This is a genomic window from Paenibacillus sp. FSL R5-0810, from assembly GCF_038002285.1.
Classification (GTDB): domain Bacteria; phylum Bacillota; class Bacilli; order Paenibacillales; family Paenibacillaceae; genus Paenibacillus_AQ; species Paenibacillus_AQ lactis.
The window spans coordinates 5461193-5479566 of record NZ_JBBOCF010000001.1 but is presented as its reverse complement, the minus strand read 5'-3'; the positions used below and the strand labels follow the sequence as shown (position 1 = coordinate 5479566).

The following is an 18374-nucleotide window of genomic DNA, read 5'->3' as shown; positions in this document are numbered from 1 at the left end:
TGCCCTATTTCTCAATTTGCGCGTGGTGGGAAAACTCCAACCATCAGGTCTTTATGAAGGAAATTCGATCGTACCCGTCTCCAAGAGCTGCTTCAGCCCTCCAAACATCAGGCTCCAGCCGTGTTCCGAAGAGCTGTTGTATTCATTTAGCGCCCGCTCCACGTCCTCGGCGGTCCAACCTTCCTCATGCGGCACAACGATCACCTGCGTAAACGTCATCTCGCAGCCTTCCTCAACCGGCTTCAGCTCGACGGTGACGATATCCTCGGTATCGCTGAATTGCGGCATTCTGAAGGTGAAGACCAGCCTGCGGGGCGGATCGATCTCCCGATATTCTCCGATCGCCCGGTAATCCTTCCCTCCGCGATGGTCGACTATCTCCCAAGTGCCGCCGACATGAGGCTCGTTTCTGGCAATCTTATTGGTCGCCTCCATCGTAAATAGCCACTTCCGCATCATCTCCGGATTCAGCCAGGCGTCAAACACCCGCTCGGGGCTCACTTGAAATATGCGCTTCATGACCAGAGTCGTTGTCGAAGCATTCTCCATAGCTGGAACTCATCCTTTCTGCATTCAAAATCATCAGGTCTTCCTGTTACCATCGTTACCCCCTCGAGCGAGGTGCAACCCTTTAATGCTCCTCCTTCTTCGCTTTATAGAGCTCGCGCTCCAGCGCGTCGAACTGTTGCGTCCAGAAGCGCTCATAGAATCGAAGCCATTCAAGCGCCCTGGCCATGACATCCCCATTGAGCCGGCAGGTATGGATCCGGCCCTGAACCGTTCGTTCCAGCAGGCCGGAGCGCTCCAGCACCTTAATATGCTTGGAAGCGGCGGCCAGCGACATGTCGAAGGGCTCGGCCAGCTCGGACACCGTCCGTTCCCGCGAAGCGATCATCCGAACCATCTGTCTCCGGGTCGGATCGGCCAGCGCGTGAAAGATATGATCCAATTGTTTCTCATCATTATGTTCAACCATATGGTTAACTATAGGGGATCGCAAATTAAAAGTCAACCATTTGGTTGAATATATATCGTAAAAATATGAGCTGTCTCTTCAACCCGATTCGTCCAGCGATGCCGGAAGAACGAAGCCTTTTACTTTCATATGAGCCAAGCACCGCGCGCTGACACCCACGCACGGTGCGGTTTATCTGGCAGCCCTCTGGACCGCCGCTTGAGGAATGTTTCGAGATATAAAGAGGAGAGTATCTTAAGAACCTAAAAGCCCGTTAAGCATACGTCCGAGCTCCTCATAGCTGGTCGCCACATGATGGGGCTTATGCTCCGATTCAGGCTCAACCCCGCGGTGATTAAACCAAATGACATGCCAGCCGGCCGCCAGGGCGCCGACCACGTCATTGCGCCAGGAATCTCCGATATAATAACAGTGTTCCGGCATGGTCCCCGTCCTCTCGTTCACGTGACGGAAGATCCGGGCATCCGGCTTGTCCCATCCGACCGCCCCGGATACGAATATGCGCTCCTGCGGAATCAGATCCCCCAGCATCATGGCCGTAATTTTGTTCATCTGATGGTCTGCCGGCCCGTTCGTTATTAACCCTACAAGATGCCCGGCATCCTTCAATGTCTGAAGCAGCTCGCGAGCGCCATCGAACATGGTAATCTCATATTGCCGTCCTAGATACGCCCGCTGAACCGCTTCGGCTTCCTCACGGGTCAGCTGTATCCCGAACTCCGCCAAGGCCAGCTGAAAGCGGCGGGTTCTCATATCCTCAACCGCGTCCCCGTAAGCCGCCGTACCGGCCCCTCCAAGCTCTTCGGACAACCGGTCGCTGTAATACCGCATCCGGTGGTAGGCCTTTTCATAAGGGAAGGACTCCCCGGGCTGCACAATCGCTCGCAGCGCATCCCGAAACGGTGCCAAATGGTCGTATAACGTATCATCTACATCAAAGAAAATCCCTTTCCGTTCTGATTGCCCAGTCATGCTCATCCCTCTTCCTATCATCGGGTCGCTTGTCTCTATCGGGATCATGCATCCACATCAATATGGTATGCTTGCCGGTAAAATCATCTGTGACCGGTTCCCTGCCACCCTGATCTTCTAATTCCTCTATTGTACATGCTGGACCTCCTGTCACACCACCCCACCCGGGCCGCCAGCTGCTTAAGGCCATGTCCCCCTCCTTTAGGGATGAACCCCTGTTTACCAACGGCGCGCCCCACTCCCCGCTCCATCTGTAAATATGTTCCTCCGCTATGATAAGATAGTTACAAACGCATGAGCAGCCAGTTCCATCGAGAAACGAAAAAGGAGATGAATCGCTTATGACCAAGGACTTGACCGAAATATGGCAAGGGGACTCCGTTCCCGAAGGCAACCGTGTCAGCAACGTGGAGCGCTTTAGCGGCTTCGAAGACACCTATGACCGGCACCGCCTGGAGGCGCCGGAGGAGGTCGTTACCCTGCTCACCGGATATCTGAGCCGCAGACCTTCGCTTGTCGTCGATCTGGGCTGCGGGACCGGATTGTCGTCTTTTGTATGGAAGGACGCTGTGGACCGGATTATCGGCGTTGAGCCTAACGATGATATGCGGGGAAAGGCTCTCGCCAAATTGCAGTCCCTCACGAAGCAGGGGGCTGACGGCCATGCTCAATCGGGCGCCATTACCTTCGTCTCCGGCTATTCGAATCAGCTGGCGCTGCCGGATGGGGCTGCGGACATCATTACCTGCTCCCAGTCCTTTCACTGGATGGAGCCTGCCAGTACGCTGAAGGAGGCCGCACGCGTGCTGCGCGAGGAGGGCGTATTCGCCGCCTACGACTGTGACTGGCCGCCCAGCCTCACCTGGAGAATCGAGCATGCTTATCATGAGCTGATCCGGCTGGCCGATGACATCATCGACCGCCGCGTCAATCCGGAGGACCAGGCATACAAAGGGGATAAAAACGAGCATTTGAAGCATATCCGGGAGAGCGGACTGTTCCGGTTCTCCAAGGAAATCGTTTTCCATCACGTCGAGCCGTTTACCGCAGACCGTTACACCGGGCTTGCCGTCAGCCAAGGCGACATCCAAACCGTCTTCAAGTTAAATCAACCCGAGCTTCACGAGAAGATCGCGTCATTCCAAGCGATGGTGAAGGAGTATTTCCAGGAACGAACCCTTCCGCTCATGCTCAGCTACCGCATGCGAATCGGCATTAAATAACCTGGGCAGCATGACAGCAGCAGGGGCAGCCTCTCCCGTAAGAAGAAGCTGCCCCTGCTGTTGTTAACATATCAGGTCGTCCGGGCGAGGACGAACATCGTGCAGGAAGTCATCACTAAAGTGCGCACCGGGAGTTGCGCACGGTTGCTAGGCTAAATTCAAACGGAATGCCAATCCAGCCGGTCAACCGGCCAGGATCATCACCGGTTCATCGCCTGCATCAGGCGGATGATATTCTCCGAGGTTCTCTCCACATTCCGCCGCCCGCCTGCCAGCGCCTCCTCCAATGTGGAAGCGCCGGGCATAATTCCGAATATCGCATCAATTCCCAGGTCGTACAGGATCTCCGCTCCGTCGCCGACCCGACCAGCCAGCGCCACGACCGGCTTGCCGTGCCGTTTCGCAACCTTGGCAACGCCAAGCGGCGTTTTGCCGTACTGCGTCTGGGAGTCCATCGCACCTTCTCCGGTCCATACCATGTCGGCCTGCCGGATCCTATTCTCCAGTCCGGTGAAATCGATAACCATATCGATCCCCTTCCTTAGCGTCCCGTTCAGGAAGGCCATCAAACCTCCGCCCAGTCCGCCCGCGGCCCCGGCACCCGGTACGTCCGCAATATCCTTGCCGAGCTCCTGCTTAATCACCTCGGCATAATGACGGAGATTGCGATCTAAAATTCGGATCATATCCGGAGTCGCCCCTTTCTGAGGCCCAAACACGCTGGAGGCCCCCGTCTCCCCGCAAAGCGGGTTCGTGACGTCACAAGCAACCTCCACCTGCACATCCTGAAGACGGGAATCGAAGCCCGACAAGTCAACCCTAGCAAGGCGCCCCAGCTCCCCTCCGCCATAGTCAAGCTCCTTGCCTTCCGCATCCAGCAGTCTGCCGCCCAGCGCCTGCACCACTCCGGCTCCGCCATCATTCGTAGCACTGCCGCCGATGCCGACCAGCAGCTTGCGGATTCCGTGGCCCAGGCAGGCTCTGATCAGCTCCCCCGTCCCGTAGGTCGTCGCCGCCAGCGGATTCCGCTCCGCCGGCGGCACGAGATGAATCCCGCTGGCACTGGCCATTTCGAGGATGCCGGTGCTGCCGTCGCCGGAAATGCCGTACGAGGCCATTACCGGATGCCCCATCGGACCCGTCACCCTTCGGGTATAAACCGTACCACCTGTCGCATCCACAAGGGATTGCATCGTTCCTTCTCCGCCGTCCGCCATAGGCACATGAATGCAGGTGACATCCGGACTTCCCTTCTTGATGCCGTGTTCCATCGCTTCACATACTTCCTTGGCTGTCAAACTCTCTTTGAAAGAGTCAGGCGCCAGCACAATGACATAGTCCCGTTTCACGTTATCCCCTGCCAATCCTCATAATTTCAAGTCTCTTTGTCGCTTCAGGCGTCTTTTGATTGTTCCGGTCATGAATCCCCTTAGTCCTTTTCAACCTGCTTCCCGCGTTCGGATCTCGTCCGGGGCGACATGAGCGATCGTCTGCATGATCTCGAACTGTCCCCTCGAGCTGGTTCTGCGTGCCAGCAGCGTGCCGAGGATGCCGCCGGCGAACCCGATCGGAATCGAGACGATCCCCGGATGCTTCAGCGGAAATATCGCCTCGGCCCGGATCCAGCCCGTAACCGGGTCCATGACGTTCGGGCCGATCGCGATGAGCGCAAGGGACGATACCAGCCCGCAGGTAATGCTCGCCATCGCGCCGAAGGCGTTAAAGCCGCGCCAGAATAGGGTGAACAGCAGCACGGGCAAGTTCGCCGAGGCCGCAACCGCGAAGGCAAACGAAACAAGGAAGGCGACATTCAGCTTCTGCGCTCCGAGCGCGAGCACAATGGAAGCCGCGCCGACCACGATCGCAGACAGCTTGGCCACCTTCATTTGCTGCGCCTCGCTCGCCTGCCCGCTGCGGAAAATGCTGCTGTACACATCATGGGCAAAGGCCGATGAGGCGGTGAGCACGAGACCGGAGATCACGGCCAAAATCGTGGCGAACGCGACCGCCGATACGAATGCCATGAGAAACTCGCCCCCGAGTGCGCTGGCCAGCAGCGGAATCGCCAGCTCCACCCGCTCCGACAGCGCGGACCAATCCACGAAGGCAGCCGCCCCGAAGCCGAGGAAGATCGTCATCACGTAGAAGATGCTGATCGTCACGGTCGCCGTCTTCACCGACAGCCGAACCGCGCGCGGATCCCTAACCGTATAAAAGCGGGCAATGATGTGCGGTAGTCCGGCCGTGCCCAGTACCAGCGCCATGTTGAATGAGATCATATCCAGCGGGTGATCAAACATATTCCCCGGCTTCAGGAACTGTTCCTTGAGCGGTGTTCCATGCTCCATGGAGGCAAACAGCCCCAACAGATCCCAATCAAACCGTGACAGCACGATAAGGCTGATCATTAGCGTGCTGCTCACCAGCAGAATAGACTTCACGATCTGCACCCAGGAGGTTGCAAGCATGCCGCCGAAGGTGACATATACGGTCATCAGACCGCCGACAAGCACGATGGCCCATGAGGTCTCCAGGCCGAACAGCAAATGGACAAGCCAGCCTGCGCCGACCAACTGAGCAATCATATAAAAGACCGTGATCATCAGGTTATTGAGCGCGATTAATCCGCGCAGCCGTCTCTCTCTGAACCGGACCGCAACCGCATCCGCCATCGTATACCGGCCCAAATTATGAAGCGGCTCGGCGATGAGGTATTGCACAATCACATAGGAGGCCAGAAATCCGATCGAATAGAAAAATCCGTCAAAGCCGTACACCGCAATCGAGCCCGCAATGCCTAGAAAGGACGCGGCGCTTATATAGTCGCCCGAGATGGCCAGCCCGTTCTGGAGGCCGTTCAGCCGGTTGCCTGCCGCGTAGAAATCGTTCGTGCTGGTTGTCCTTCCCGCAGCGTAATACGTCATCATAAGCGTCCCGATGACGATCGCCAGAAAAAAAACGATGCCGGATATGTTCACGTACCAGGCCTCCTTATTCATATACGCTTAAGCTCCTTCTATCATTTTACGATAAGATGACAAAAAAAGGGTGATCCTCCTGCTAAAATGCAGATAGAAGACCACCCATTTTTGAAATCTGAGCCCATATGAAGTACAATCGGCGCTGCTTATGCGCCCGTATTCGCCTTCACCAGCACTTCGGCATACTTCGCATCGTCCTTGGAGGAGGATAGGAATGTGCCGACGTAGGCGGCCAGGAATCCGAGCGGAATGGAGACAATGCCCGGATTGCTCATCGGGAACAGCGGCTCCCCGATCAGAATGGCCTTGCCCGCCGGATCCCATATATTCGGGCTGAGCGCGACGAGGATAACCGTGCTGATCAGTCCGGTCAGCATGCCGGTGATCGCGCCGGCCGTATTGAACCTTTTCCAGAATACCGTGAACAGGATAACCGGCAGGTTCGCGCTGGCCGCGACCGCAAAAGCAAGCGAGACGAGGAACGCGACGTTCATCTTCTGCGCAAACAGGGCCAGCAGGATCGAGACGACGGATACGCCGATCGAGGCATAACGCGCCATCTTGAGCTGCTCCTTCTCCGATGCGCTTCCGCGGCGCAGGATTTGCCCGTAGAAGTCGTGGGCGAACGCCGATGCCGCCGACAGCACGAGGCCGGTTACGACCGCGAGGATCGTAGCGAAGGCAACGGCCGAGATGAGGGCGAACAAGAAGTCGCCGCCGATGACCTTGGCCAGCAGCGGGGCGGCCATGTTGCCCGCATTGTCGACTGCGGTAATATCGGACGCCCCGACGAAGGCAGCAGCACCGAAGCCGAGGAAAATCGTCATCACGTAGAAGATACCGATGATCCATGTGGCGTAGACGACGGAGCTGCGAGCCGTCTTCGCGTCTCTGACGGTGAAGAAACGGATCAAAATATGCGGCAATCCGGCCGTGCCGAGCACGAGCGCCAGGTTCAGCGAGAGCGTCTCAAGCGGGATTTTGTACTTGTTGCCGGGATTCAGGAAGGCCTCCTTCAGCGGTGTGGCCGTCTTCATATGCTCGAACATATTCGTCAGGCTGAAGTCGAATTTCGCAAATACGATGATCGAGATGATGAAGGTTCCGGCCATCAGCAGCACCGCTTTGGAGATCTGCACCCAGCTGGTGGCATGCATGCCTCCGAACACGACATAGATGGTCATCAGCACGCCGACGATCAGTACGGACGTCACGTAGTCCAGACCGAGCAGCAGCTTAATCAGCGCCCCCGCGCCGACCAGCTGCGCAATCATATAGAAGATGGAGATCGAGATCGTGTTGAGCGCAGCGACGCCGCGTACCTTCTTGTCTGCAAAGCGGGCGGCGATCATATCCGCTACGGTATACTTGCCCAGATTCCGAAGCGGTTCGGCCACAAGGTACAACACGACCAGATAAGCGACCAGGAAGCCGATACTATAGAAGAAGCCGTCGAAGCCGACCAGCGCGATCGAGCCGGCGATGCCGAGGAAGGATGCCGCCGACATGTAGTCCCCGGCGATGGCCGTGCCGTTCTGCCAGCCCTTGAGTCCTCCTCCCGCCGTGTAGAAATCGCTCGTATTGGTCGTCTTTTTGGCAGCGAAATACGTAATGACAAGCGTCAGCAGCACAATACCGCAAAACAAAGCAATCGCCATATGCCTATGCCCCCATATCCTTTTTGATCTCATCGGCAATTCGGTCGAACTGCGAAGCCTTGCGGGAGTATAGGATGCACAAGACCCAAGTCATGATGAACTGCGCGAACGCAAACACCCAGGCCCACGTGATCGGTCCTACGGCCGGACGATTCAGCACGTCGGTGTATGACGTAAGAATCGGCAATGCGAAATAAAACAGCAGGAAAAATACCGTCATCGGGACAATGAATCGTTTCTTGCGGGAGAGCAGCGTTTTGAATTTGTCCGAGTGCCATACTTCCGTATAGCCTTTTTCCTTCGCTTCCATTACTTTCCCCTCCATCCATGGCGGAAATTCGGATTAACCTGCGCCTTTTCGATTGTAAGCGCTTTAAATCGATTATATACGGCAGCCGCGGCTCCTACTACCGCTCCTGCGCAAAGCGTCGGATGAGCTGCGCGAAACGCCGAATTTGCCGTCTGGAAAGTGTCGTTTACCACCGCTTTCCAGACGGCAAATTCACATTCGTGAAGCGTTAGCCGATACAGGGGGGGGGGAATTGGCTCAGCGTGATCGAACACGTATTCAGCTGACGCCAAGGGGAAGCATTCCCGTATCAGATGCATTCTACCGACGCAGGTGAAAACGACTGCATTGAGTGTGTGCTGCCGACGCAGGGGGAAGTGACTGCATGGAGCGCGTGCTGCCGTCGCCCAGAGAAGCAACTCTGCATCGAAATGCATTCTGCCCTAACACTGGGGACGGAACGCTCCATGAGTCCGGGTGGCGTTAGAGGTCTACGCTTTTCGCAGCAGCCGGAATAAATCCTTAGCCGCCTCTCTGGATAGCGGGATCACCGTCCGCAACTCGTCTTTCATGACAATGTTATAAGCCCCGTTCGTCCAGGGCGACAGCTCGGCAATGCGGTTCACGTTCACCAGATAGCTCCGGTGCGGCCGAAAGAACGAATAGCCGGTCAGTCGCTCTTCCAGCTCCTGCAAGGTCTGCTTGCTCATGATCCGCTGTCCTTCCGCCGTGTGAATGGCGACGATCCGCTCTTCCCTAACGGCGTAAAGAATCGCCTCGGGATCGACCAGCACATGCTTGTCGCCGTCGTCCAGCAGCAGCAATCCGCTCATTTTGCCGGCCTTGGCTTCCGGCGGCTGCAGACCCCCCGGTCGTGCATGGACGGCTGCAGGCACAGTCGCGCCTGACAGTCCCTGACTTCCGGCATACCTGGCGCGGATCCGCTCGAGCGATTCCTTAAAGCGGATATGACTGTATGGCTTCAGCAAATAATCGATCGCATTCAGGCCGAATGCCTCAACGGCATATTCGTCATAAGCGGTCGTGAACACGATAAGCGGCGAGTGCGGCGAGGCTTTGAGCATCCGCGCAGCCTGCAGGCCTTCCAGCTCCGGCATATGGACATCGAGGAATACGACATCGGGCTGCCACTGCGCAGCGAGCTCCAGCAGCTCCCTTCCGCTAGCCGCATAAGGCAGCATCTCGATATCCGGCTCCTGCTCGAGCAAATAGGCCAGCTCTTCCCTTGCCAGCCGTTCATCTTCAGCGATCATCACTTTAATTCGCTTCACGGCAACGACTCCCTTCCAATACGCTGCAGGGGATGCGGAACGATATGCGCAATCCGCCCTCCGCAACATTTTCGATGATAAGCCTGGCTTCCCGGCCGTACATTCCCATAAGCCGCTGATTGATATTGTAAATGCCGATTCCCGTCCCGCCGCTCTCGTGAAGCGGCCGTTCTCCGAGACGCTCAAGCAAGACCGGCGATATGCCTGAGCCGTTGTCCTCCAGCAGGACGACAGCCATATCCCCGTCGCGCCTGAGCGTGAGCTTAATGAGACCGCCGCTGGCCGTATTGCGCAGGCCGTGCTTGATGCTGTTCTCGGCCAGCATTTGCAGCGTGGCGGGCGGTATTTGCAGCTCCTCGAGTCCCGGCTCAAGCGCGCAATGAAAATTGAACTGGTCCTCGAACCGGATCTGAATAATGTCCAGGTAGGCACGCAAGAGCTCCATTTCCTCGCGGACCGTCGTGGCACGCGAGGCCATTAGCTTGGCATTCAGACGCATGAACGCGCCCAGCTGCATCGTCGCATGCCTCGCCAGCTGCGGGTCCGAGCGAATCAGGGAGTGAATCGCATTCAACGTATTATACAGAAAATGCGGGTGGATCTGGGCTTGGAGCAGCTTCAGCTCCGCCTCTTTCATGAGCTTGGCCATATTCTCGTGGGAGGTGGCGCCAAGCTGATAAGAGATCAGCTGGCCCAGCCCCCGGGCCATCGCCAGCTCGACCCGCCCGATATCCTGAGGCCGCTTGAAGTACAGCTGGATGACGCCGACGATCTGGCTTCCTTCCAGCATCGGGACGAGGATCGCGGCGCCGAGCGACGGATGCTGCGGCTGGATATCCTCGGCATGATCCACTACGTGGAGCTCGCCGGTTGCGATCACTTTTTTCGCCATAGAGGAGCTGATCTCTTCTCCTGGCTCAATGGTCCGGCTGGCCGCCCCCGCATGGGCAAGGAGCCGCTCGGTGTCGGTGACCGCGACGGCGGTCGTTGTCTTGAGCTCCCTTAGCAGCAGATCGGCCACCGCCTGTGCCGTCCGGTACGTCAATCCTTGCTTCAGATGAGGAAGGGCTGCTTCGGCGATGTGAAGCGCCTTCTCCGTCTCGTACGCCGCGGCCCGTTCCTCTTCGGCAAGCGCCACCCGCAGCATCGTCGTGAACACGGCGATCGAGATGCTGTTCGTCAGTACCATCGGCAGACCGATCAGATTTACGAGCTCGATCGCCTTTAGGGAATCTTCAGCACAGATCAGGATGACACCCATGAACAGCACCTCGGCAAACATGCCGACAAACAGCGCCTTCGCCGGGGAGACCACCCGCTCCTGCGCGAAGAAGCGGGCGACGCCGCCGGCAAGCACGCCGATCAGCGGTGCCGTAATGGCACCTGCCAGTCCTGTATAGCCGCCCATATAGAGAAGATGCGCTCCCGCCAGAAGACCTCCGCCGAAGCCGACTCGGGGACCGCCCATCAATCCTCCGATCACAACGCCGACCAGGGCGGCATGGGCCAGCGCCTGATCCTTCGTCAGAGGCATCAGCCAAAAGGAGGTGCTGATGCCCCCCTCCTCCACAACTACCCCGGCATACGTGCCTAGAATGCCGAAGAGCCCGAAGAGGCAGGAGTAAAACACGCTTTGAACGCCCGATATCCCCTTCCGATCGAGTAATTGGCGGAACAGCGGAATTCGGGTCAATATAAAGGCAAGGATGAGCAGCATGCCCATCCGTTCGAACAGATGGAGCGCAAGCTCCTGCATAGGAACCTCCCTCTCCCCGCGTAAAATACGGCTTATGCTTCAGCTACTTAGCCTCATTTTGATGTCTGGTTATGGTTACATGATTGGTTACGGTTATGAATGAATTCGATTCCATTCCCACGCGAATGCGTTTTCAATTGATGCATGATGATTATAAGGCACAGGTTGCAGAGAAGACAATAAAAAGGAATATATGAAGCGAATGGCAAAATGATAAAGGGCTGCTCTTGTCTGGTGAAAGGCAAAACAAATGCAAGATAAGGGGGAAGTGAAATGAAGAAAAGATACTTACTAAAGTGGATTATAATAACTACCGTACTTGTACTGATTTCAAACCTGCTCCAATTTGTTGTATCCAACCGAGTTGGTGGGGACAAACTGCCTGTAACTTCTCAACCGATCCACGACAATAACAATAGCTACAATATATTTACGGATTATTCGAGTCGTATTCAAAGCACGTATAGATTGTTATTGGAGCTAGAAAATGATAAGTATAGTAAACCAAATGATGCCTTCTTATTGTCACAGGGATTTTTAATAGGAAACAGTACTGATTACTATTCAAATTTAGAAGTGTTAATCCAAGGTTTGGACAGCAATGATTATAATCATGAGCTTCATAACATTGTTGAAACGAATAAAAATTTGCAAACGATGATCTATAAATTAAACAGATATTTCTTTACTCAACGGAATAACGCAAAACTCCCTGAGAACTGGGAAGAGATAAAAGAATTACTCGCGAAAATAAGCACTCAATTAACTTCAGAATCTACAAAAGATGTGAGTCTGTATAATATTACGAGCTATCCTAAGGAATTTGTTACGAAATCCGAATACACGACTGCTATTTCAACTTTAACCAAAGATATCTTTAAGGTTATTGATTTAATTGATAATTAGGATCCTCCCCAAAAAAAAAGCAGCTAAGGCCTTCGTCCTCGTTAACATGTGCGATAAAGCTTGAAATCCATTGTGAGATCCCTGGGGATCGAACATTCTATCTTTTTAAATTGGATCAGGCAATATGAGCATCATGGTGAAATAAATGGTTGATTTGGGCACGAGTTCAATTCATTCCACGTTGGCCGGCAAAAATCCGCTGCGTGATCACGCAAAAAATTCGGCGTGCTTCCCCCCCGGAATCGTTGGGGAATACGGATTTCCTCCTCATCTAAGCCCTCTATAATAAGGAACATAAACAGCCATTGAATTGGTATCCTTATGTGGAGGGTTATTCTTATGCCTAAAATGCCGTCAACGTTCTATCAGAAAATTATTCATTTCTTCAATTTGTCTGATCCTGATTATGTCCGTTTCGTACGCTCATACGAAGCCAAGACGAAGAAGCACATTGCGTTCTATCTGTTCCTTGGCCTTCTCCCCGGTCTGATCGCGTACTTGTTCACCTTTCCGTTGCGTGAGCCGATCATGAAGTGGACGGGTCTATCCTCTGTTTATGTACAGTTTATTGCTCTCGTCGTGATGTCGATCGGATGGCATATGCTCTTTCCTTTTTTGATGCTCCGCTTCAAAGACGGGCTGTCGTTCAAACAGTCCCTTGTTTACCTTGGTTTTGGAAAATTCGATCTGAAGGGCATACTGACCGTTCTGCCCCTCTTGACTGTGCTGTTCACAATACTTTCGCTGCCTTACATGAGATATGTGTATACACCGCTGTTTGACTGGTTGAACGGGTTTTCTGCGCTTCATATGGGAGAATGGCATATTTTCAACCAGGGATATTACGATTTCCCCTTACCGCTGCTTCTGATCGGCCTTGTCGGCAATTTCATCGGGGAAGAAATTTATTTCCGTGGCTATCTGCTGCGTAAAGTGGGACGCTTAAAGTTTGACTGGCTGTGGATCTCCTTCATTTTCTATTTCTACCACATGTGGCAGGCTCCCATCAACTGGGCCCTCTTGCCTCTGGCAATCGTTACTCCATTCGAAATTTTAGTCAAGCTGCGGAAAAATATTTATGTAGCCATCCTGTTCCATCTGTTCACCAACTTTTTGTGGGGAGCCATTACACTCTATCTGGTAGGGGTGTGACGCAAACAAACCTGTTTGTCGTTCATCCACAGCAAAAAAGATAGTACAATGGCAGCAAGGGGGTTGCAGCTTGTCGACTATTCTGCGGAAATACAACTGGGTCGTATACGGAACGGCCTTTTTATACCTTGTTGTAGCGGCCTATATCCATGTCGCTACGCTCCAAAATCCATATACCGGTTTATTGTTCCGCGAGGATCGTGGCGCATGGATCGTATCATCCGTCGATCATGCAGGCCATGCAGCGCAATGGGGCGTTCGTATCGGCGATCAGCTCGTCGCGATGGATGGCAAAGCACCCATTGATATGATCGAGCTCGGCAGCCAGTCATACTTGAAGCAATCGGGGACGCTTCTGTTCGTGCGTGATGGACTGGACACGATTGAAATGCGTAATAGCGCAAAATCATCAGACGTGTACAAGGGGTTGTTCACCGGTTGCGCGGAGCTGGCGCTGCTTGCCATCGGACTGGTGGCTTACCGGAAAAAGCCCGAGTCACATATGGTCCGTCGATTTTATGCGCTGAATGTATCCATGGCAGCGACACTGCTGTCCGTATACTCGACGGAGACCACGCTGACCGGATGGATTATGCCGATGGTGGCGAGCTGGTTGCCTTACCTGTTGTTGGCTTTTTTCATCTCTTTCGTATTCCGATCTGTTCCCCGGTGGATCGGCCTGGTGCTGGCCTTATACCGTGTGATGGCCGCATTGTTCGCCGCGTATGCCCTGATCATCTTCTCACTAGGCGTTATTCCAGGTTGGACCCGGAGCGTCATCCATATGGGGCTGTTCGCAACATTTCTAGCTATTTTCGCTATTGCGGCTGCCTATTGGAAAGCGATGGACCGAGCCGAGAAAAACAGCCTGCTCACGTTTGCGGCCGCGCTGGCCTTCAGTCTCTTGCCCTATTTGTTCTTGTGTGCGCTGCCCGATCTGCTGTGGGGTGAATTTATGACGCCCCCGGATACGGCATTGACCGGCCTCGTGATCCTCCCGGCTTCCGTATTATCGCTATTGGCACGACAGAAGCTGGTCGACATGCGCTTCTATCTTCCACGACTGGCCATACACAGCTTGTATATCGGGCTGATGCTCATTTTGATCGCTGCTCTCATTCGCAGCAGCGCTTCCAAAACAACGCTTGTGCTATGCAGCGCATTCCTTATCCTTGTGCTGATGCACCAGATGAGCATCAACAGCATCAAGCGACAACGGGAGCGGCGTGAAGACCGGCTTGACCGACAACGGCTGGAGATGTCAATCCGGCTTGCAGAACACCGCAATAGCCGCGACCTGCTGCGCATGCCAGCAGAGCTTGTCCATAGCGTAACGGAAATAGAGGGGTTGTGCTTTGTCTGGAATCGTGATACTGAAGCCGTCATCTACGGAACGGGGAGGTTTGCGGAAATCACGGAATTCGCCGATGCAGGCAAGCCAATTCCGCGGGAGGCGCTGTCAGGACACGGTTTCGAACAGGTGCTGGACCTTGTTGTCCAACCCGGCGAACCGATCATAGGCTATTTGGGATTAGGCGCGAAAAAAAACCGAACCGTTTTCACCTCGGAGGAGCTCGGGTTAATCGATAAGGTGAGACGGGAAACCGTTCGTTTGCTGACGAACACTGCCCTGCTTGATGAGCTGCGTCAAGCACGCGGCACATTGACCGGGGATCAATCCGAATACCGTCTAGTGGAAGCGCAAGAAGCGAAGCAGGTTCGAACGTCATACTATTTGCATGACCATGTTTTGCAAAACCTTATTTTTCTCTCCCGCGATCTGGAAGAATTGCATGATACGCAACAATGCAGCAAGCAGCACACAGCAATCTGGTTGAAATGTCTCTACGATACACAGCGCGACATCCGCCTGCTCTGTGATGATTTGTATCCACATATCGTCGATCAAGCGGGACTGGGTGACGCTCTGCGCTGGCTGATGCGTACGATTAAAGAGAATGGCGGGCCGACGACTAATCTCGTGAATGGGCTGCCGGAAACGCTATCTCCGTTATACAAGATCACATTGTTTCGTATTGTGCGGGAGCTTGCAAACAATGCGTTAAAACACGCCAAGGCGGACAATCTGACTATACGTTTATGGGAAACCCATGACGCGGTCCACTGTCAAATCAAAGATGACGGCATCGGAATAGATCCGGTTGCTGCAGGCGGGCGCGGATTCGGGCTCGCCACGATCGGAAGCCAGGTTGCACAATTCAAGGGTGATATCGATATTGACTCGGCAACCGGGCGCGGGACAAACGTCCACGTTTGGCTGCCGAAGCAGGAAGGGAGTTCAAACCATGGAGCAGCCCATCAAGGTGGTACTGCTGGATGACCATCCACTAGTCATGGAGGGGTTGAAAAATCGACTTGAGCGGGAATCAGATATTCGTGTAGCCGGAACATTCAATGACCCTCGCGAACTATTGTCTCAAATCGCATTGCTGCATCCGGATGTCGTCGTTATTGATATCTCGATGCCAGGCATGAACGGATTCGAGGTGCTGGAGGAGCTAAAACGAACTTATGGCACTTCAGTCAAGCTGATCGTATTATCGGGATACGAGTACGACGAATATGTACATAAAGCTTTTGAGATCGGCGTGCATGCCTATTTGTCCAAGCAAGCGACCTACCCGCAAATCATGAATGCCATTCGGCAGAGCCTGCTCGGTCACCGGTTGGTATCGGAGCGGATGACTGCTCTCCCCAGAACCGACCAGTTGACGCCGACGGAACGGGAGGTGTTAAAACACATCGCGTTAGAGAAAACGAACAAGGAAATTGCAACGGCGTTGTTGATGAGTCAACGGACGGTTGAATACCACATGACGGCCATTAACCGGAAACTCGGTGTCAAGACGAGGATTGGTGCGGTTTCCAAGGGCTATGAGCTGGGTTTGCTGGAGCGGCTGCATGATGGGGAAAAGTGAACATTCCGGTGGATTCTTATACACCGCGCTTTATTTTAAAGAGCCCAGCTCACCGCATAACGGACCATTTTCGGATCACCTGGTTGATGACCTCCGAGAGCAGCAACCCGAGCGCGATGGCGCCAGAGATCATAAAGGCCTGTGCCCCCAGCTGCACGGCCTGATCGAACTGATTCTCCGCCACATGCCGGAGGGCATTGTAGGCAACCCCGCCCGGTACGAGCGGTATAATGCCCGATACGCTGAAGACGATGATCGGGGTCTTGTACTTCTTCGCAAAAAAGTGGCTGATCATCGTGACGCAGAAGGCCGCCACCACCGTGGCCGTCACCGGCTTGACCGCCATATCCTGGAGCAAAATATAGAGCAGCCAGCCCACCATTCCGGCAAAGCCGCATTGCAGCAGCGCTTTCCGCGGCGCGTTGAAGATCATGCCGAAGGCGGCGGAAGCGATAAAGCTCGTCACGAGCTGCTGGATATAAAAGCCGATCACGGCCATCCTCCTCTACCCTATGTTTTTTGACTAAAACCACCGATCCGGGATGTCCCACATCCCTCAGCTAGAATGAAAGCGTGAACGCCACGCCCGCTCCGATGGCAAACGACGTAACGAAGGCCTCCGCCCCCTTGGACAAGCCCGAAATCAGGTGCCCGGCCATCAAATCACGAATCGCATTCGTGATGAGCAGCCCGGGCACAAGCGGCATAACCGAGCTGATAATGATCGTATCCAGCTCCTGCCCGATCCCGAGATTGACCAGCCATACCGAGACGATGCCAATGACAAGCGCACCCGAAAATTCCGCAAAGAACCGAACCGGAATGACCCGGTGCATCACCACAAAGCAAGTAAAACCAAGCCCTCCGGCTACCGCAGCCGGTAGGAAGTCGGCCCAAATGCCGCGGAACATGATCAAGAAGCAGCCGCTGGCGACGGCCGAGAGCAGGATCAGCAGCCAGTTGGGATAGATGGACGGTTCTTGCTCGATCTGCTGAAGAGCCTGATACGCTTCTTCAATCGTCAATTCACCCAGGCTTATTTTTCGCGACACACTGTTGACCTTTTCAATCTTGTCCAAATTCGTGGTCCGGTCGGAAATCCGGATCAAGCGCGTAATATGCTGCGGTTCCTCCACGGAAAAGATGATGCCCGTCGGCGTCATATAGCTGTGGCTGTTCGTAACACCGAACGAGGCGGCGATCCGCATCATGGTGTCCTCCACCCGGTATGTCTCCGCTCCGCTCTGCAGCATGATTTTTCCTGCCAACAGGCAGACCTTGATGATGTCATGCTCCCGCTTCAATGATTCGTTCAATCCCAATCCTCCTGATGACAGCTTCCGATTCAACACGGTATGCCCCTATTATAGTATCATTGCCTCGATAAAGCATAGGATATGCTTTAAAGCATCGCCGCGGACAACAGACGGGCTTCCACCGCAACTGCTCGGGGCAGTGTTCGTTTCAATCTCGCACCATGGCCTGGTAACTGGAGACTACCCCCGGTGGCCTCTAAAAAGAAGTCTTCCCCCGATCACATCTTGACAAATGATTCCATCCTCCATATAATCACCTTAGTTGAATATCCAACGTTGGATATTGGATTCTGGATGATCTCTTATTTTCCGCCCTTATATTACAAGGAGTCTCAATTCATTCGAAAGAAGTGAACGACATGACCAATTTGATTCTGCTCTCATTCCTCCGCCAGCGTCCCATGCACGGATATGAGATCCAGCAGCTCATTCAGAGCAGCCGCATGGACTTGTGGACGAATATTTTGTCCGGCTCGATCTATTACGCGCTGAATAAAATGGAGCAGGACGGCCTCATTGTGGCCACCGCGGAGGAGCGCACCGGCGCCCGGCTTCGTAAAATATACAGCATTACGGACGCGGGGGAAGAGCTGTTCCAGCAGATGATCCGCGAAACGCTGACCCTGCCCCCGCACTCGGTCAAATCGGACTTCTCCCTCGGTCTCATCTGGATCGAGAGCATTCCGAAGCCGGAGGCGCTGGAGCTGCTGGAGCAAAATTTGCGGCAGGTCGAGGAATCGCTCGCCCAGTGGCGTTCAGGCAAGGAGATCAAGGGACAATACGGGCTCTCCAAGATCGCCATGGCCACCTTCGATAACGCCATCTCGCTGCTCGAGCAGGATGCCGCCTTTCTCCGAAACATCATGGACTTATTGCAGGAATAAGTGCCTCAGGATAGCTGCAGTTCAGACTGC

Annotated in this window: 17 protein-coding genes; 6 read left to right on the top strand and 11 right to left on the bottom strand. The window is 54.4% G+C overall.

Annotated elements, in window-relative coordinates; genetic code table 11:
- Positions 1-51: 51 nt before the first annotated feature.
- The 3 genes from MKX76_RS24335 to MKX76_RS24325 form a co-directional block, all read right to left on the bottom strand.
- On the bottom strand, positions 52-549 hold the full coding sequence (locus MKX76_RS24335; RefSeq protein ID WP_007128926.1) for an SRPBCC family protein: 498 nt from the start codon (positions 547-549) through the stop codon (positions 52-54).
- 82 nt (positions 550-631) lie between these two features.
- Positions 632-949, bottom strand: a complete 318-nt coding sequence (locus MKX76_RS24330; RefSeq protein ID WP_244152668.1) for an ArsR/SmtB family transcription factor — start codon at positions 947-949, stop codon at positions 632-634.
- A gap of 261 nt (positions 950-1210) precedes the next feature.
- Complete coding sequence (locus MKX76_RS24325; protein ID WP_210094053.1) at positions 1211-1948, bottom strand: HAD family hydrolase; 738 nt, start codon at positions 1946-1948, stop codon at positions 1211-1213.
- Positions 1949-2289: 341 nt separating this feature from the next.
- On the opposite strand from MKX76_RS24325, the gene MKX76_RS24320 reads away from it, so the two are divergent.
- Positions 2290-3171 (top strand): class I SAM-dependent methyltransferase, encoded by an 882-nt coding sequence (locus tag MKX76_RS24320; RefSeq protein ID WP_341034744.1) that lies wholly within the window; start codon positions 2290-2292, stop codon positions 3169-3171.
- A 200-nt stretch (positions 3172-3371) separates the two neighbouring features.
- Here MKX76_RS24320 and MKX76_RS24315 read toward each other — a convergent pair whose 3' ends face one another.
- The 6 genes from MKX76_RS24315 to MKX76_RS24290 form a co-directional block, all read right to left on the bottom strand.
- Positions 3372-4520, bottom strand: a complete 1149-nt coding sequence (locus MKX76_RS24315; protein WP_210094055.1) for a glycerate kinase — start codon at positions 4518-4520, stop codon at positions 3372-3374.
- Between the two features lie 90 nt (positions 4521-4610).
- Positions 4611-6170: a solute symporter family protein gene (locus MKX76_RS24310; RefSeq protein WP_007128932.1), complete on the bottom strand. Its 1560-nt coding sequence runs from the start codon at positions 6168-6170 to the stop codon at positions 4611-4613.
- A 128-nt stretch (positions 6171-6298) separates the two neighbouring features.
- Positions 6299-7810 (bottom strand): solute symporter family protein, encoded by a 1512-nt coding sequence (locus MKX76_RS24305; protein WP_007128933.1) that lies wholly within the window; start codon positions 7808-7810, stop codon positions 6299-6301.
- Between the two features lie 4 nt (positions 7811-7814).
- Positions 7815-8120, bottom strand: coding sequence for a DUF485 domain-containing protein (locus tag MKX76_RS24300; RefSeq protein WP_007128934.1), 306 nt, complete (start codon positions 8118-8120; stop codon positions 7815-7817).
- A gap of 470 nt (positions 8121-8590) precedes the next feature.
- On the bottom strand, positions 8591-9391 hold the full coding sequence (locus MKX76_RS24295) for a LytR/AlgR family response regulator transcription factor (RefSeq protein WP_007128935.1): 801 nt from the start codon (positions 9389-9391) through the stop codon (positions 8591-8593).
- Positions 9378-11147, bottom strand: coding sequence for a LytS/YhcK type 5TM receptor domain-containing protein (locus MKX76_RS24290; RefSeq protein WP_341034743.1), 1770 nt, complete (start codon positions 11145-11147; stop codon positions 9378-9380). Before MKX76_RS24290 ends, MKX76_RS24295 begins: the two co-directional genes overlap by 14 nt.
- 273 nt (positions 11148-11420) lie before the next feature.
- Here MKX76_RS24290 and MKX76_RS24285 point away from each other — a divergent pair, with 273 nt between their 5' ends.
- The 4 genes from MKX76_RS24285 to MKX76_RS24270 all read left to right on the top strand — a co-directional run bounded on the left by MKX76_RS24285 (position 11421) and on the right by MKX76_RS24270 (position 16144).
- Complete coding sequence (locus MKX76_RS24285; RefSeq protein ID WP_144878593.1) at positions 11421-12053, top strand: hypothetical protein; 633 nt, start codon at positions 11421-11423, stop codon at positions 12051-12053.
- A gap of 339 nt (positions 12054-12392) precedes the next feature.
- On the top strand, positions 12393-13205 hold the full coding sequence (locus MKX76_RS24280; protein WP_341034742.1) for a CPBP family intramembrane glutamic endopeptidase: 813 nt from the start codon (positions 12393-12395) through the stop codon (positions 13203-13205).
- Positions 13206-13275: 70 nt separating this feature from the next.
- Positions 13276-15546, top strand: coding sequence for an ATP-binding protein (locus MKX76_RS24275; protein WP_341034741.1), 2271 nt, complete (start codon positions 13276-13278; stop codon positions 15544-15546).
- Positions 15512-16144, top strand: a complete 633-nt coding sequence (locus MKX76_RS24270) for a response regulator transcription factor (RefSeq protein WP_341034740.1) — start codon at positions 15512-15514, stop codon at positions 16142-16144. Before MKX76_RS24275 ends, MKX76_RS24270 begins: the two co-directional genes overlap by 35 nt.
- 49 nt (positions 16145-16193) lie before the next feature.
- Here the strand turns inward: MKX76_RS24270 and MKX76_RS24265 are convergent, their stop codons facing one another.
- Together MKX76_RS24265 and MKX76_RS24260 are read right to left on the bottom strand one after the other, a co-directional pair.
- On the bottom strand, positions 16194-16643 hold the full coding sequence (locus MKX76_RS24265) for a threonine/serine exporter family protein (protein ID WP_034272385.1): 450 nt from the start codon (positions 16641-16643) through the stop codon (positions 16194-16196).
- A gap of 61 nt (positions 16644-16704) precedes the next feature.
- Positions 16705-17460, bottom strand: coding sequence for a threonine/serine exporter family protein (locus MKX76_RS24260; RefSeq protein ID WP_144878589.1), 756 nt, complete (start codon positions 17458-17460; stop codon positions 16705-16707).
- 359 nt (positions 17461-17819) lie between these two features.
- Between MKX76_RS24260 and MKX76_RS24255 the strand changes: the two genes are divergently transcribed.
- Complete coding sequence (locus MKX76_RS24255; protein WP_007128943.1) at positions 17820-18344, top strand: PadR family transcriptional regulator; 525 nt, start codon at positions 17820-17822, stop codon at positions 18342-18344.
- Positions 18345-18374 lie beyond the last annotated feature (30 nt).